Here is a 15,514-nt window from a genome sequence, read left to right on the forward strand (position 1 = left end):
CCTCGGGTTAACCTCGCCGCATGGCCTCCACAGACAAGGCGTCCCCGCCGGACAAGGCGTCCCCGCGCGACCGGCTGCTCGACGCGGCCGCCCGGCTCTCCTACCGCGAGGGCGTCTCCGTCGGCATCGAGGCGCTGTGCCGGGAGGCGGGTGTCTCCAAGCGGTCGATGTACCAGTTCTTCGACAGCAAGGACGCGATGCTGGCGGCGAGCCTGGAACGGCGCATCCCGTGGTACGACGCCCAGCTCGCACACCCCGACGCGGAGACCGCCACACCACGCGAGCGGATCCTGTACGTCTTCGAACGGCTGGAGCAGGCCTCCGCGGCCGCCGACTACCACGGCTGCCCCTACCTGGCCGTCCTGGTGGAGCTGAAGAACCCCGAGCACCCGGCGACCGAAGTCGCCCGGGGCGTCAAGCAGCGGCTGGCCGAGGCCTTCCGCGCCGAGGCGGAGCGCGGCGGCGCCCGCGAGCCCAAGCTGCTCGCCCGCCAGCTGCTGCTGGTCTTCGACGGGGCCAGCGCCCGCGCGGGCGCGAAGGTCGAGAAGCTGGACGACGGTCTCGCCACGGCGACGGTGACGGCGCTGCTGGACGCGGCGGGGATGAACTAGCCCCCGACCCCACCGGCCCGTACGGAGAGCCCCCGATCCCACCGGCCCGTACGGAGCGCGCCCCGACCCCACCGGCCCGTACAGAGCCCCCCGTACGGGCCAGCCCAACGCGCCGCCTCCCTCGCTCGCCCGGTCCAATGAGACCGTGACCGCGCCCCCGGACGACTGCCTCGCGCGCAACGAGTGGATCTGCGGCGCCTATCTGAGCACCCGCCGCCGGATCCTCCTCGACGCGGTCGCGCAGCACCTCCAGCTGACCGTCCTGTCGGTCCTCATCGGGCTGGCCATCGCGCTGCCGCTCGCGGTGCTGGCCCGCCGCTGGGGCTGGGCGGCCGGGCCGGTGCTCGCCGTGACGACGATCCTCTACACCATCCCGTCGCTCGCCATGTTCTCCCTGCTCCTGCCCCTGTACGGGCTCTCCGCCACCCTCGTCGTCGCCGGACTCGTGCTGTACTCGCTGACGCTGCTCGTCCGGAACATCCTCGCGGGCCTGCGCGCCGTGCCCGAGGAGACCCGGCAGGCCGCGCGCGGCCTCGGCTACGGTCCGGTCCGCCTGCTGCTCACCGTGGAACTGCCCCTCGCCCTGCCCGCCGCGATGGCCGGCCTGCGCATCGCCACCGTCTCGGCGGTCTCCCTGGTCACGGTCGGCGCGATCGTCGGCTTCGGCGGGCTCGGCAACCTCATCTACGCGGGCATGAACACCTACTTCAAGGCCCAGGTGCTCACCGCGTCCGTGCTCTGCGTGCTGATCGCCGTCACCGCCGACCTGTTCCTGCTGGGCGTGCAGTGGCTGATCACGCCGTGGACCAGGGCGGGCCGCGCACGGGCGCCCGCCGTACGAGGGAGGCGGCGCCCAAGGCTCCTCGGGGTGAAGGAGGGCCGTGCATGAGCACGCTCGACGCGACCTGGCACTGGCTCACCGACCCCGCGCACTGGTCGGGTGACGACGGCGTCCGGCACCGGCTGCTCCAGCACCTGATGCTCACCGCCGTCTGCCTGCTCCTCAGCTGTCTGATCGCGCTGCCCGTCGCCCTGGTCCTCGGCCACCTCGGCAAGGGCGGCGCGCTCGCCGTGAACATCTCCAACATCGGCCGGGCCGTGCCCACGTTCGCCGTCCTGGTCCTGCTGCTCCTCACCCCGGTCGGCAGGTGGGCGGAGGGGCCCACCGTGGTGGCCCTGGTGCTGTTCGCCGTCCCGCCGCTGCTCACCAACGCCTACGTCGGCATGCGCGAGGTCGACCGCGACGTCGTACAGGCGGCCCGGGGCATGGGGATGACCGGACGGCAGCTGCTGCTGCGGGTGGAGCTGCCCCTCGCGCTGCCGATGGTCCTGAACGGGGCGCGGATCGCCGCCGTCCAGCTCATCGCCACCGCCACCATCGCCGCGCTCGCGGGCGGCGGCGGGCTCGGACGGATCATCACCGCCGGATTCAACCTCGCCAGTACGCCCCAGGTGGTCGCGGGCGCCCTGCTCGTCGCCGTGTTCGCGCTCGTCGTCGAGGGCGTCTTCGAGATCGCCGAGCGGCTGGCACCACGGTGGGCGCGGGGTGGCCGATGAGGGCAGCCCGCACAGTCGTCACGCTGCTCACGGTCACCGCCTGCACCACCGGGCCTTCCCTGGAGGACCGCGGCCAGGTCACCGCGTCCCCCGGCGACAGCCACCACCTGACCATCGGCTCGGCCGGCTTCACCGAGAGCGATCTGCTCGCCCAGCTGTACGCCCGGCTGCTGAACCAGGCCGGCTACAAGACGTCCCTGCTCACCGTCAACAACCGGGAGCTGTACGAACCGGCCCTGGAATCCGGCCAGATCGACATCGTCCCCGAGTACGCGGCCACCTTCGCCGACTGGCTGAACGCCAAGACCCACGGCGCCGGCGCCGCGCCCGTCGGCTCCCCCGACCTCGGCAGGACGATGACCGCCCTGCGCCGACTCGCCACGCCCCGCGGCCTCACCGTCCTCCCGCCCGGCCGCGCGATCGACCAGAACGCCTTCGCGGTGCGCGCGGACTACGCCCGCCGGTATGGCCTGAAGACCCTCAGCGACCTCGGCGCGTCGAAGCTGGGGGTGCGCCTCGCGGCCGGCGACGAGTGCGTCCAACGCCCCTACTGCGCACCGGGGCTGAAGAAGGTGTACGGCATCGACATCACCGGCGTCGACCCCAAGGGCGTCGGCACCACACAGGCCAAGCGGGCCGTGCAGGAGGGCCGGGACCAGATGGTGCTGACTACCACCACGGACGCCACCCTCGACTCCTTCGGCCTGGTCCTGCTCGCCGACGACAGACACCTGCAGAACGCCGACTACGTGGTCCCGGTGGTCAACCGCTCCCGGGCCGGCGGCGCGGGGGTGGCGAAGGCGCTGGGCAAGCTCGACGACGTCCTCACCACACGCGACCTGGCCGCCATGAACGAGCAGGTCGACAGCTGGCGCCGGCTGCCCGCCGACGTGGCCCGCGCCTACCTGAAGGACAAAGGACTGCTGAAGTGACGCGCGGCCGGTGTCCTACGCGTCCGCCACCGAGTCGAACGGCACCTGACCCCGCGCCACGCCCCGCGCGTCCGCGTCCACCGAGCGGCGCAGCGCCTCGTGCAGCTTCGCCGGGGTGAGCACGCCGAGGAAGCGCGCGCCGTCCAGCACCGCGACCCACCCGGCGTCGTACTGCAGCATCATCCCGAACGCCTGCTTGAGCGGCGCGCCGACCGGCACCCACGCGGTCATCCGGTGGGTGACGTCCGCGACCGTCCCGCCCCGCGCCAGTTCGTCGATGCCGGCCCAGCCGCGCAGATCGCCGTGCGCGTCGAGGACGACGGCCCACCGGGCGCCCTCCGCCCGCAGCCGCTCGGCTGCCCGTTCGGCCGGTTCGTCCGGGCGGGCCACGGGCGGCTGCTGAAGGTCGTCCGGCTCGATCGCGGTGACCGAGAGCCGCTTCAGCCCCCGGTCGGCGCCCACGAAGGAGGCGACGTACGGGGTCGCGGGCGCCCCGAGCACCGCGCCGGGCGTGTCGAACTGCTCGATCCGGCCCTGCCCGTACACGGCGATCCGGTCCCCGAGCCGTACCGCCTCCTCGATGTCGTGCGTGACCAGCAGCACGGTCTTGCGCACCGCGGCCTGCATCCGCAGGAACTCGTCCTGCAACTGCTCGCGCACCACCGGGTCGACGGCGCCGAACGGCTCGTCCATCAGCAGCACCGGTGGGTCCGCCGCGAGGGCCCGCGCCACCCCGACCCGCTGCCGCTGTCCGCCGGACAGCTGCTCCGGGTAGCGCGGCCCGTACGTCTTCGGGTCGAGTCCCACCAGGTCCAGCAGCTCGGCGGCCCGCGCCCGCGCCTTCGCCCGCTTCCAGCCGAGCAGCGCGGGCACGGTCGCGGTGTTGTCCAGAACCGTGCGGTGCGGGAAGAGGCCCACCTGCTGGATGACGTAGCCGATGCGGCGGCGCAGTCGCACCGGGTCGACCGAGGCGATGTCCTCGCCGTCGACGAAGATCCGGCCGGAGGTCGGCTCGATGAGCCGGTTGACCATCATCACGGTCGTCGTCTTGCCGCACCCGGACGGCCCGACGAACGTGACGAGTTCGCCCTCGGCCACCTCGAAGGAGAGGTCGTCCACCGCCGTCGTACCGTCCGGGTACCGCTTGGTGACCTGCTCGAACCGGATCATGTCCGCACGCTATCGGGGCCGTGTACGAGGCGCGCGGCGGTGGCCCCCGCCGGGTGGCGCGGGCCGCACCCGTTCGGACCACACCGGCGCGCCGCCGGCCGGAGCAGGTGGGTCCCTCGCCCGGTCAGCTCAGCAGGATCACTTCCAGCGTGCGCGGGCCGTGCACGCCCTCCACCCGGTCCAGTTCGATGTCGCTGGTGGCCGACGGGCCGGAGATCCAGGTCAAGGGGCGGGCGGGATCGAGGCGTTCGAGGGCCTGCGGGATGGAGGAGACCACCTGGTCCGGGACCCGCACGACACAGACGTGGTGGTCCGGGATGAGCGAGATACGGCGCCGGCCCTGGTCGGGGGAGCCGTCCAGGACGATCGTGCCGGTCTCGGCGATCGCCACGGCACAACCTGTCACCACGCTGTCCACTTGGTCCAGCCGTTGCGGCGTGCTCACCGCCCGGTCGTGGATCCGCACGGGGTCCGCGGCGGACATCCACTCCGGCGGCAGCCCGGGCGGCACGAGCACCTCCTGGGAGCCGTGCTCGTTCAGCAGCCGCATGACGAGATACGGCAGCTCCTCGGCGTCGCTGCGGTGCACGATCGCCCGGTAGTCCGCCAGGTTCGCGGCCAGCAGCTCCACCGTCTCCTCGGTCGTGCGGGCGCCGTGCTCGCGCAGATAGTCGCGGGGCACGGCCTCCTCGTACGGCCGCTCGTCCGGGGTCACATCGGCGAGGGCGCGCCGTACCCGGCCCAGGATCCGTTCCCTGCTGCTCACTTGGTTTCGTCCTTTCCACCGCGGGTGCGCTGCCACCAGTCCCGGAAGGGTTCCGCCGGTACGGCGGGCAGGTCCCGGGTGCCGCTCCACGCCCTGCCCGGGCCCGGCAGGGTACGGGGGTGCAGCCGGCGGGTGCGGGAGGCGAGGCGCTGGCCGGTGCGCAGGGCGCCGGGGTGGGTGAACGCCCAGCGTGCCGCGCGCATGGCCGCCCGTTCGGCGGCGTGTCCCTTGGCCGGTTTCAGCACCACCTTGTTGCCCTGCCGCACGGCCGGGCCGCCCTCCACGACCCGCTCGCGCAGATGCACCAGTACCTCGGGGATGTCGATGGCGACCGGGCACACCTCGTAGCAGGCCCCGCACAGACTCGACGCGTACGGCAGTGAGGCGTCGATCTCGCTTGCCGTGCCCCGGAGTTGAGGGCTGAGGATCGCGCCGATCGGGCCCGGATACACCGAGCCGTAGGCGTGGCCGCCCGCCCGCTCGTACACCGGGCACACGTTCAGGCAGGCCGAGCAGCGGATGCAGCGCAGGGCCTGGCGGCCGACCTGGTCGGCGAGGGTGTCGGTGCGGCCGTTGTCGAGCAGGACGAGGTGGAAGGTGCCGGGGCCGTCGCCGTCCGTGGTGCCGGTCCACATCGACGTGTACGGGTTCATGCGTTCGGCGGTGGAGGAGCGGGGGAGGGTCTGCAGGAAGACCTCCAGGTCCCGCCAGGTCGGCACGATCTTCTCGATGCCGACGACCGAGATCAGCGTCTCCGGCAGGGTCAGGCACATCCGGCCGTTGCCCTCGGACTCGACGACGACGAGGGTGCCGGTCTCGGCGACCATGAAGTTGGCGCCGGAGATGCCGACCTTGGCGCGCAGGAACTTCTCCCGCAGGTGCAGCCGGGCGGCCTCGGCGAGTTCGGCGGGGGTGTCGGTCAGGCCCTCGGGGGCGGGACGGCCCCACTCGCCCATCTCCGAGCGGAAGATGTCCCGGATCTCGCCCCGGTTGCGGTGGATGGCGGGCACCAGGATGTGTGAGGGCCGGTCCTTGCCCAGCTGCACGATGAGTTCGGCGAGATCGGTCTCGTAGGCGTGGATGCCCTCTTCGAGCAGGGCCTCGTTGAGCCCGATCTCCTGAGTGGCCATCGACTTGACCTTGACGACCTCCGACTCGCCGGTCTCCCGGACGAGTTCGGCGACGATCCGGTTGGCCTCGTCGGCGTCGGCGGCCCAGTGGACCGTACCGCCCGCCGCCGTGACCGACTCCTCCAGCTGCACCAGATAGCGGTCGAGGTGGCGCAGGGTGTGGTCCTTGATCCGGCGGCCCGCCTCGCGCAGCGCCGCCCAGTCGTCCAACTCGGCCACCGCGCGGGCCCGTTTGGCGCGGATGGTGTGCGTGGCGTGCCGCAGGTTGCCCCGCAGGGTGGTGTTGCCCAGGGCGTCGTGCGCCGCCTTCGGAAAGGCCGGCATGCCGACGAACGTTCCGCTCATACCGCCGGTTCCTCCTCCGTGCTCGCCAGGATCTCCGCGATGTGGACCGGCCGCATGTCCGTGTGCAGCCGGCTCATCGTGCCGCCGATGTGCATCAGGCACGAGTTGTCCGCCGCGCACAGCACCTGCGCGCCCGTCGACTCGGCGTTGCGGACCTTGTCCGTGCCCATGGCCGCCGAGACCTCGGCGTTCTTGAGCGCGAACGTGCCCCCGAACCCGCAGCACTCCTCGGCGCCCGGCAGCTCGACCAGCTCCAGGCCCTTGACCGCCTGGAGCAGGCGGCGCGGCCGGTCACCGAGCCCGAGCCCGCGCAGGCCGTGGCAGGTGGGGTGATAGGTGACCTTGTGCGGGTAATAGGCTCCGACGTCCGTCACGCCCAGCACGTCCACCAGGAACTCGGTCAGCTCGTACGTCTTCGGCACCACCGGCGCCAGCGTCCGGGCCAGTGAGTCCCCCCGCCCCTCGGCACGCGCCCGCTCGCCCATCCGCGGATACAGCTCCCGCACCATCGCCCCGCAGGATCCGGAGGGGGTGACGATCGCGTCGTACTCGCGGAAGACATCGGAGAAGTGCCGGGCCAGTGGTTCGGCCTCATGCCGGTAACCGGTGTTGTAGTGGGCCTGCCCGCAGCAGCTCTGACCCATCGGGAAGTCGACGTCGACACCCAGTCTGGTCAGCAGCTTCACCACGGCACGGCCGGTGTCCGGATAGAGCGTGTCGTTGACACAGGTCAGGAACAGGGCGACACGCATCGCGGCTCCTCGGGGTCGGTCATCGGACGAGTGCAGGGTAGTAGGCGAATACCGCCGAAGGGAGAGTGCCGTTCACCGCGTGGCGAGCCGCGCTTCGGCCTCCCGCCAGCGCGTGGCGTCGCCACGGGGCGTGTACCGGGTCAGCGGCTGGGTGCGGGTGAGCAGCCGGCGCATGGCGGCCAGGTCGCCGACGAGGCCGTCGGCACGGGCCTGGACCAGGACGTTGCCGAGGGCCGCCGCCTCCGTCGCACCGGCGACCACGGGCAGCCCGCAGGCGTCGGCGGTGAGCTGGCACAGCAGCGCGTTGCGGGTGCCGCCGCCGACGAGGTACACCACCTCCACCGCGTGGTCGGCCAGCCGCTGTGCGTCCTCGACGGCCCGCCGGTGGGCGAGGGCCAGCGAGTCCAGGATGCACCGGGTGACCTCGGCCCGCGTCACCGGCACCGGCTGCCTGGACGCCCGGCACGCCTCGGCGATCCGCTCCGGCATCCGCCCGGGCGCCAGGAACGTCTCGTCCCCGGCGTCCACCACCGAGCGCAGCGCCGGCACGGCGCCGGCCTCGCGCAACAGCCGGCTCAAGTCCTGCTCGCCCCATGACCGTTGGCACTCCTGGAGCAGCCACAGCCCCATGATGTTGCGCAGGTACCGGACCGTGCCGTCGAGCCCCAGCTCGTTGGTGAAGTTCGCGGCGCGGCTCTCCTCGGTGAGCACCGGAGCGGTCAGCTCCAGCCCGGCCAGGGACCAGGTGCCGGTGCAGATGTAGGCGAAGGGCTCGCCGGTGGCCGGGACGGCGGCCACCGCGGAGGCGGTGTCGTGCGAGCCGACGGCCGTCACCGGCACCGGACCCGTCAGCCCGGTCTCCTCCAGCACCTCCGGCCGCAGCAGCCCGGCCGGATCGCCGGGCTGCCGCAGCGGCGCGAACAGGCCGAGGTCGATACCGAGCCGCTCGGCGATGTCGTACGACCACGTCCGCGTCCGGGGATCGACGAGCTGGGTGGTGGAGGCGTTGGTCAGCTCGGTGCCCTGCTCGCCGGTCAGCCAGTACGACACCAGGTCCGGGATGAGCAACAGCCGCTGGGCGTAGGAGAGTTGGCGTTTCTCGCGGGCCGCCGTCAGCTGGTACAGGGTGTTGAAGGGCGCGTACTGAAGGCCCGTCGCCCCGTACAGCTCCTCGGCCGGCACGGTCGCCCACACCTTCTCGGCGACGCCCTCGGTGCGGGCGTCGCGATAGTGCACCGGGTTGCCCAGCAGGGCCCCGTCGGCGTCCAGCAGGCCGTAGTCCACGGCCCAGCTGTCGATGCCCACCGAGTCCACCTGGCCCGCCGCCCGGAGTCCGTCCAGGACACCGCCGTACAGGGCGAGGATGTCCCAGCGCAGGCCCTCGGGTGTGCGCACCGGCCGGTTGGGAAAGCGATGTGCCTCGCTCAGCTCCAGCGAGTCCGGGCTCACCCGGCCGGCCATCACCCGCCCGCTGGAGGCGCCCAGGTCGACTGCGGCGTACGACCTCAAGAGCCCGCTCACCGCAGGAACGCGGCCGCCACACCCGCGTCGACCGGGACGTGCAGCCCGGTGGTGTGGGTCAGCTCGCCGCCGGTCAGCGCGAAGACGGCGTTCGCGACGTGCTCCGGCAGCACCTCCCGCTTGAGGATGGTCCGCTGGGCGTAGAACTCGCCCAGCTTCTCCTCGGGCACCCCGTACACCGCGGCCCGCTGCGCACCCCAGCCGCCCGCGAAGATCCCGGAACCGCGCACCACACCGTCCGGGTTGACCCCGTTGACACGGATGCCGTGCTCGCCCAGCTCGGCGGCCAGGAGCCGCACCTGGTGGGCCTGGTCGGCCTTGGTGGCGGAGTAGGCGATGTTGTTGGGCCCGGCGAAGACCGCGTTCTTGGAGGCGATGTAGACGATGTCACCGCCCAGCCCCTGCGCGATCATCACCCGCGCCGCCTCCCGTGAGACGAGGAAGGAACCGCGGGCCATGATGTTGTGCTGCAGGTCCCAGTCGCGTGCCGAGGTCTCCAGCAGCGGCTTGGAGATGGAGATCCCGGCGTTGTTGACGACCAGGTCGACTCCGCCGAAAGCGAGCGCCGCCGCCTTGAAGGCCTGCGCGATCTGCTCCTCGGACGTGACGTCGACGGTCACGGCGACCGCCTTGTCCGGGCCGCCCAGCTCCTCGGCCACGGCCTGGGCGCTCTCGTCGTTCAGGTCGGCGACGACGACACACGCGCCCTCGGCCACCAGCCGGTGCGCGATGGCCTTCCCGATCCCGCTGCCCGCACCGGTCACCAGAGCCACCCGGGTCGCCAGCGGCTTGGGCTCGGGCATCCGCCGGAGCTTGGCCTCCTCCAGCGCCCAGTACTCGATGCGGAACTTCTCCGACTCCTCGATCGGCGCGTACGTCGACACCGCCTCCGCCCCGCGCATCACGTTGATGGCGTTGACGTAGAACTCGCCGGCCACGCGGGCGGTCTGCTTGTCCTTGCCGAAGCTGAACATGCCCACGCCCGGCACGAGCACGATCGCCGGGTCGGCGCCGCGCATCGCGGGCGAGTCGGGCAGGGCGTGCCGCTCGTAGTAGCCGGCGTACTCCTCCCGGTACCGGGCGTGCAGCTCCTTCAGCCGGGCCACGGCCTCCTCCAGCGGCGCGGCCGGCGGCACGTCCAGCACCAGCGGGCGCACCTTGGTCCGCAGGAAGTGGTCCGGGCACGACGTGCCCAGGGCCGCGAGCCGCGGATGCTCGGCGCGGGCGAGGAAGTCCAGCACGGCGTCGGAGTCGTCGAAGTGCCCGACCTGCGGCTTGTCCTGCGAGGCGACGGCCCGGACGTACGGCGCCAGCGCCGCCGCCCGCTCCCGCCGCTCGGCCGCGGGAAGGGCCTCGTAGCCCTCGATCACCGGCCCGAACGGCTCCGGCTTCCCGCGCTCGGCGAGAAACGCCTCCGCGGTACGGATGATGTGCAGCGAGTTGCGCTCGCACTCCTCGGACGTCTCACCCCATGCGGTGATCCCGTGCCCGCCCAGAACGCAGCCGATCGCCTGCGGGTTGGCCTCCTTGACCGCCGCGATGTCCAGCCCGAGCTGAAAGCCGGGCCGCCGCCACGGCACCCACACCACCGAGTCCCCGAAGCACTCGGCGGTCAGCTTCTCCCCGTCGGCGGCGCAGGCCAGCGCGATCCCGGAGTCCGGGTGCAGATGATCGACGTGCGCGGCCTCGACGAGCCCGTGCATGGCGGTGTCGATGGAGGGGGCCGCCCCGCCCTTGCCGTGCAGACAGTAGTCGAAGGCGCCGACCATCTCGTCCTCGCGCTCGACCCCGGGGTACACCCCCTTCAGCGCCCGCAGCCGGTCGATCCGCAGGACGGCGAGCCCGGCCTCCGTCAGCGTGCCGAGATCACCACCGGACCCCTTGACCCACATCAGCTCGACGTCACCGCCGGTCACGGGATCGGTGGCGGTGCCCTTGGCGGACGCGTTGCCGCCGGCGTAGTTGGTGTTGCGGGGGTCGGAGCCGAGGCGATGGGACCGTGCCAGAAGGGCGGCGGCTTCGGGGTGGGGTGCCATGATCGGTTCTCTTTCCTGCGTCGTCGGAGCGGGGCGGCGCTGCGGTGGCGTTTTCTCTGAATCGTTTCAGGAAGCTAGCCGCGTGGGTGCGCGGCGTCAAGATGTCGTCGCAATCACTTCCGGTACGTTCGTGGCGGTGCGGGATCGCATTCCGCTCCTCGGCTCCATGTGCGTGAATCGTTTCATGGCATTTCAGGGTCGATGGCACGTATGGGCGTGGCGGCGGTCGCCGACGGGTTGGTCACGCGGGGTGGGTCGGCGGAGCGAGGACGGGACGCTCGTGGTCGACGTCCTCGTTCCGCCGCACCTTCCGGCGGCCGTACCGCGCGCCCGCCGGGTCGTCTGCCGCGATCCGGCATCCGGTCGCCGGCCCCGAATGGGCGCGCGGGGCTGCTCAGGCCAGGAAGGCAGGCTTGAGCACCTCCTCGCACCACTGGCGGAAGCCGGTGGGGCCGGGCGGTGTGGCGCGGTGCTCCTCGTCGTAGGCGCCGTTGTTCTGGGCCACGGCCATGTCGGCCAGACCCTGCGCCCAGGCCTCGCTCGCCCCGTGCTCCAGCATCGTCGCGCGGTAGGCCTCGACCGGCACCTGCTGGAAGCGGACGGGCCGCTCCAGCACCTCGGAGACGATCCGGGCCACGCCGGCGGGGGACAGGGAGTCGGGGCTGACCACGGGCACGGCGCCCTGACCGCTCCACGAGTCGTCGAGCAGGAGCTCGGCGGCCTTCGCGGCGATGTCGCGGGTGGCGACGAGAGCGAAGGTGTGATCCGCGGGGTGGGGCCAGAAGAAGGCGCCCTGGTTCCTGATCGTGTCGAGCTGCCAGAGCAGGTTCTCCATGAAACCCGGGGGACGCAGTGCCCGGAACTTCACGCCCGTGCCCGCGAGCAGTTCCTCGCCTGCCCGCGCCGCCGAGAGGTGGCCGGCGTTCCGCTCGATCCCGGTGCCCATGGTCGAGACGGCGACGACCCGCTCGACGCCGTGGCCGCCGATCGCCTCGCACGCCGAACGAGTGGGGTCCAGGACATGGTCCTCCACGCTCGGCGCGCTTGGGTCCGGGGGTACCAGCCAGAACACGGCGTCCGCGCCGGTGAACGCCTTCATGACCACATCGCGGTCACGGTGCGAGCCCTGCACGACTTCGACCCGCTCGCGCACGTCCGGGGAGAGCCGGCCGGGATCGCGCACGATCACACGGACCGGCTCCCCCGAGCCGAGGAGACGGTCGACGACCTGTCGGCCGATCTGGCCGGTGGGAGTGGTGACGACAAGCATCAAGAAGCTCCAAGAGGGTTCGTGGGAAAGGCGGTTGACGTCACGCGGCACGAGCCGACGTACCGGGGGGCCGCCTGCGTCGATCCTGCGCCGAAGCCGCACGGCACGGAAGGACCGGTCGGATCCCGCTTGTTACCCTCAAGGACATACCGAACGGAGGTGCCAGGTCGTGGAGTCCCGATCACTGCGCTACTTCCTCGCCGTGGCGGAGGAGCTCAACTTCTCCCGAGCCGCCGAACGGCTGGGCATCTCCGCCCCGCCTTTGTCCCGTGCCATCCGCCGCCTGGAGACCGACCTCGGCGTCACCCTCTTCGAGCGCACCACCCACAGCGTCACCCTCACCCCGCCCGGCCGCGTCCTGCTGGCCGAAGCCCGGATCGCCCTCGACGCGCTGCACGCCGCCGGCCGCCGGGCCCAGCGCGCCGCCGACCCCGAGCCCAAGCTGGTCCTGGCCGTGAAGGCCGACGGCGACGCGGGCCTGCTGGAGCCCATCCTGGCCCGCTACGCCACCGAGCCCGGAGCCCGGCCCGTCACCGTCCGGCTCTCCGGCTGGCGCGAACAGGTACGGCTGCTGCGCGAGGGCGAGGCCGACGCGGCCCTGATCTACGAGCCGTTCGACCGGAGTGGTCTGGACGCCGAGCCGCTGGCCGTCGAGGCCCGCCTCGCCGCTCTCCCGGCCGCCCATCCCCTGGCCGCCCGTGACCACCTCACCCTCGCCGACCTCGCCCTCCCGGGCGTCGAGCCCGGCCGCCTCGACGGCCTCGACCGCTACCTGGACACCGTCGTCGAGCGCCACAGGATCGCCGACCTGCCGCAACTGCTCACCCTCGTCGAACTGGGGGAGGTGGTGACGCTCCTGCCCGAGTCGGTCACGACCCGCTACCCCCGCCCGGGCGTCGTCTACCGCGCGCTGCCGGACACACCTCCTATCACCCTGTCCATCGCCTGGCCCCAGCAGTCCCGCTCGACGGCCACGGCGGCACTGATCCGCGCGGCCACCGCGGTGGCCCCCCTCGGCGGGGCTCCCTCCGGACGCGCGGAGGTCTTCCGTCGGAACGAAGCCCTTCCCCGAGGCCGGGCGGGAGGCAAACGCACGCCCCCTCCCGGCCCGGCGCCCTCGGGACCGCCCACGCGCGGTCAAGAAGCCGAACCACCGGCCCGTGCTGAGAACCCGGCGCCGGACGCGGCACCGTGCGACCTGGCCGCTGGGCCCACAACCCGACCTCGAAGCCGAAGAGCTCCCGCCGGGCCGGACGGCGGGCGGTGAAGGGAACGCGCGCTGCGCCACCGCCCCTGTAGTGGCTGACCGAGTTGCTCCAGCGCCTCGTCCCACACGTTGCCTCCCTCTGCCCAGGTCCACAGCCACTGCCGCAGCGATGGCGCCGCATATCGCAGGCCGTCATGAGGATCCTGGCCCCACAGAAGAACCACGACGCCGACGGCCCCCGCTCCGCCCGCTGGGCGTGCATGGTCGGCGCGCAACGCCAGTCCGGCGCATGCCAGTGCGGAACGCGGCGCGGCGTCAGCGACGCGAGGCCGCCTTCCGGCCCGAACCCCCCGTCGCCGACCTCGGTGTAGATGCGCCGGAGCAAGTCAGGCAGGGGAAACCCGAGGCTGCGTTCAGCGAGGTCTACGGCTGTCGGCGTGAGAGGGGGGAAGGGCTGATCCGGGAGACAGCGACGAGAGGTGGGCACGCGCTCCGAACCCCACCCGAGGGCGTGCAGCCTCGCCAGAAGCGCGTCGTCGTCCGCAGCAGTGCGGTGCACAGCATCGCTCACGAGCCGGGACAGCAGTGCGTGTCAGGCCCTTGCCGGCCCGCAGACCAGGAGAGACGCGCGCTTCGGCATGTCCCGGCCGGCAACCTGCCGGAGGGGCGGAGCTGGCCTGCCTTCCGGGCTCCGTCTCCCGCCGCACAGCCTCAAGGCGACTGCGTCGGCCTGATCAGGCCGCACTCAGCCTCGGGCCGCACTCCGCCTCGGGCCGCACTCAACCTCAGGCCGCACCCGCCTCAGGCCCCCCACCCCGCCTGCTGACCGCCGACGCGCTCCGCGACGATCCTCTCGGCCCAGCCGGAGCGGCGGTAGGCGGTCATCGGGTCGGGGTCCAGACCCAGCTCCTGCCGCACCTCGGCCAGCAGCGGCCGTACATCGGTGTTGTACGCGTCCATGAGCACGGCGTTCGCACCGAGCACGTCACCCTCGCGCTGAGCGACGGCGAGCGCTTCCCGGTCGACCAGCAGGGCCTTGGCGGTGGCTTCCTGGACGTTCATGACCGACCGGATGATCGCCGGGATCTTCGCCTCGATGTTGTGGCACTGGTCGAGCATGAAGGCGACGCCCGGCCCGAACCCGCCCCCGCGCACCACCTCGTACATGATCCGGAACAACTGGAACGGATCGGCCGCGCCCACCATCAGGTCGTCGTCGGCGTAGAAACGGGAGTTGAAGTCGAACCCGCCGAGCTTCCCCTCCCGCAGCAGCGTGGCCACGATGAACTCGATGTTGGTGCCGGGCGCGTGGTGCCCGGTGTCGACGACCACCTGTGCCTGCGGGCCCAGCTTCAGACAGTGGGCGTAGGCGGTCCCCCAGTCCGGCACGTCCGTCGCGTAGAAGGCGGGCTCGAAGAACTTGTACTCCAGCAGCATCCGCTGCCCGTCCCCGAGCCGCCCGTACACCTCGGCCAGCCCCTCGGCCAGGCGCTCCTGCCGCGCCCGGATGTCGTCCTGGCCGGGGTAGTTCGTGCCGTCGGCGAACCACAGCTTCAGGTCCCTGGACCCCGTGGCGTCCATGATGTCGACGCACTCCAGCAGATGATCGAGCGCCTTGCGCCGCACCGCCGGATCCGCGTGGCAGATGCTGCCGAGCTTGTAGTCGTCGTCCTGGAAGGTGTTGGAGTTGATCGCCCCCAGTGTCAGCCCGCGGTCCTCGGCGTACTTGGCCAGCGCCGCGTAGTCCTCGACCTTGTCCCACGGGATGTGCAGGGCGACGGTGGGGGCCACGCCGGTGAACTCGTGCACCTTCGCCGCGTCCTGCAGCTTCTCCCAGGGATCGCGCGGCACGCCCGGCTGGGCGAACACCTTGAAACGGGTCCCCGAGTTCCCGTACGCCCACGACGGCGTCTCGACGGCCTGGGTCTTGAGCGCGGCCTTCACCGCGGCGAGGTCGGTCACTGCGCGACTCCTGGTGATGTCGGTCGTAACGACGAAGCGTCGTGAAACGATTCAGACCCGCAAGTTAGGACCGCTTCGGAGGGGTGTCAAGCGCTCCGACCAACCCCGTTGCCCGTGATCCGGCCGTGACCTACGGCTATCGAAACTTTTTCAACCCTGACCCATTGACGCACCCCGGCCGCCGTGCCTACGGTCCCGGCAATCCAGTTGAAACCTTTCACGGCGCGGTGGAGGCCTCGGGTCCTCCGGCCGGTG

13 protein-coding genes are annotated in these 15,514 nt (G+C 72.2%); 5 read left to right on the forward strand and 8 right to left on the reverse strand.

From position 1 onward, the window contains the following. The first annotated feature begins 20 nt into the window (after nt 1-20). The 4 genes from ACIBJF_RS15000 to ACIBJF_RS15015 all read left to right on the forward strand — a co-directional run bounded on the left by ACIBJF_RS15000 (nt 21) and on the right by ACIBJF_RS15015 (nt 3,100). Nucleotides 21-611, forward strand: a complete 591-nt coding sequence (locus ACIBJF_RS15000) for a TetR/AcrR family transcriptional regulator (RefSeq protein WP_399174129.1) — start codon at nt 21-23, stop codon at nt 609-611. A gap of 145 nt (nt 612-756) precedes the next feature. Beyond that, on the forward strand, nt 757-1,500 hold the full coding sequence (locus tag ACIBJF_RS15005) for an ABC transporter permease (protein ID WP_399174130.1): 744 nt from the start codon (nt 757-759) through the stop codon (nt 1,498-1,500). After that, on the forward strand, nt 1,497-2,168 hold the full coding sequence (locus tag ACIBJF_RS15010) for an ABC transporter permease (protein WP_399174131.1): 672 nt from the start codon (nt 1,497-1,499) through the stop codon (nt 2,166-2,168). The genes ACIBJF_RS15005 and ACIBJF_RS15010 overlap by 4 nt, the downstream gene beginning before the upstream one ends. Then, entirely contained in the window at nt 2,165-3,100 is a 936-nt protein-coding gene (locus ACIBJF_RS15015) for an ABC transporter substrate-binding protein (RefSeq protein WP_399174132.1), read from the forward strand. The genes ACIBJF_RS15010 and ACIBJF_RS15015 overlap by 4 nt, the downstream gene beginning before the upstream one ends. 15 nt (nt 3,101-3,115) lie before the next feature. On the opposite strand, the gene ACIBJF_RS15020 is transcribed toward ACIBJF_RS15015, so the two are convergent. The 7 genes from ACIBJF_RS15020 to ACIBJF_RS15050 form a co-directional block, all read right to left on the reverse strand. Then, on the reverse strand, nt 3,116-4,270 hold the full coding sequence (locus ACIBJF_RS15020; protein ID WP_399174133.1) for a betaine/proline/choline family ABC transporter ATP-binding protein: 1,155 nt from the start codon (nt 4,268-4,270) through the stop codon (nt 3,116-3,118). Between the two features lie 124 nt (nt 4,271-4,394). Further along, nucleotides 4,395-5,036, reverse strand: a complete 642-nt coding sequence (locus ACIBJF_RS15025; protein ID WP_399174134.1) for a lactate utilization protein C — start codon at nt 5,034-5,036, stop codon at nt 4,395-4,397. Further along, entirely contained in the window at nt 5,033-6,511 is a 1,479-nt protein-coding gene (locus ACIBJF_RS15030) for a LutB/LldF family L-lactate oxidation iron-sulfur protein (RefSeq protein ID WP_399174135.1), read from the reverse strand. The genes ACIBJF_RS15025 and ACIBJF_RS15030 overlap by 4 nt, the downstream gene beginning before the upstream one ends. Continuing rightward, nucleotides 6,508-7,263: a (Fe-S)-binding protein gene (locus tag ACIBJF_RS15035; protein ID WP_399174136.1), complete on the reverse strand. Its 756-nt coding sequence runs from the start codon at nt 7,261-7,263 to the stop codon at nt 6,508-6,510. Before ACIBJF_RS15035 ends, ACIBJF_RS15030 begins: the two co-directional genes overlap by 4 nt. Nucleotides 7,264-7,335: 72 nt before the next feature. Further along, a complete protein-coding gene (locus ACIBJF_RS15040) occupies nt 7,336-8,772 on the reverse strand; it encodes a rhamnulokinase family protein (RefSeq protein ID WP_399174259.1) in 1,437 nt (478 codons plus the stop codon). Between the two features lie 8 nt (nt 8,773-8,780). After that, nucleotides 8,781-10,820 carry a bifunctional aldolase/short-chain dehydrogenase gene (locus tag ACIBJF_RS15045; RefSeq protein ID WP_399174137.1) on the reverse strand — a complete coding sequence of 680 codons (2,040 nt, stop codon included), beginning with the start codon at nt 10,818-10,820 and terminating at the stop codon, nt 8,781-8,783. Nucleotides 10,821-11,214: 394 nt separating this feature from the next. After that, a complete protein-coding gene (locus ACIBJF_RS15050; protein WP_399174138.1) occupies nt 11,215-12,090 on the reverse strand; it encodes an NAD(P)H-binding protein in 876 nt (291 codons plus the stop codon). A 169-nt stretch (nt 12,091-12,259) separates the two neighbouring features. On the opposite strand from ACIBJF_RS15050, the gene ACIBJF_RS15055 reads away from it, so the two are divergent. Beyond that, nucleotides 12,260-13,357, forward strand: coding sequence for a LysR family transcriptional regulator (locus ACIBJF_RS15055; protein ID WP_399174139.1), 1,098 nt, complete (start codon nt 12,260-12,262; stop codon nt 13,355-13,357). Between the two features lie 741 nt (nt 13,358-14,098). Here ACIBJF_RS15055 and rhaI read toward each other — a convergent pair. Beyond that, complete coding sequence (gene rhaI / locus ACIBJF_RS15060) at nt 14,099-15,259, reverse strand: L-rhamnose isomerase (protein ID WP_399174140.1); 1,161 nt, start codon at nt 15,257-15,259, stop codon at nt 14,099-14,101. Nucleotides 15,260-15,514 lie beyond the last annotated feature (255 nt).

It is taken from the genome of Streptomyces sp. NPDC050743, from assembly GCF_044456925.1.
GTDB lineage: Bacteria > Actinomycetota > Actinomycetes > Streptomycetales > Streptomycetaceae > Streptomyces.

Excerpts from the sequence above, each read along its gene's own strand:
- ACIBJF_RS15000 (WP_399174129.1), top strand. The coding sequence starts at position 21 with ATGGCCTCCACAGACAAGGCGTCCCCGCCGGACAAGGCGTCCCCGCGC.
- ACIBJF_RS15010 (WP_399174131.1), top strand. The coding sequence starts at position 1,497 with ATGAGCACGCTCGACGCGACCTGGCACTGGCTCACCGACCCCGCGCAC.
- ACIBJF_RS15015 (WP_399174132.1), top strand. The coding sequence starts at position 2,165 with ATGAGGGCAGCCCGCACAGTCGTCACGCTGCTCACGGTCACCGCCTGC.
- ACIBJF_RS15020 (WP_399174133.1), bottom strand. The coding sequence starts at position 4,270 with ATGATCCGGTTCGAGCAGGTCACCAAGCGGTACCCGGACGGTACGACG.
- ACIBJF_RS15030 (WP_399174135.1), bottom strand. The coding sequence starts at position 6,511 with ATGAGCGGAACGTTCGTCGGCATGCCGGCCTTTCCGAAGGCGGCGCAC.
- ACIBJF_RS15035 (WP_399174136.1), bottom strand. The coding sequence starts at position 7,263 with ATGCGTGTCGCCCTGTTCCTGACCTGTGTCAACGACACGCTCTATCCG.
- ACIBJF_RS15045 (WP_399174137.1), bottom strand. The coding sequence starts at position 10,820 with ATGGCACCCCACCCCGAAGCCGCCGCCCTTCTGGCACGGTCCCATCGC.
- ACIBJF_RS15050 (WP_399174138.1), bottom strand. The coding sequence starts at position 12,090 with ATGCTTGTCGTCACCACTCCCACCGGCCAGATCGGCCGACAGGTCGTC.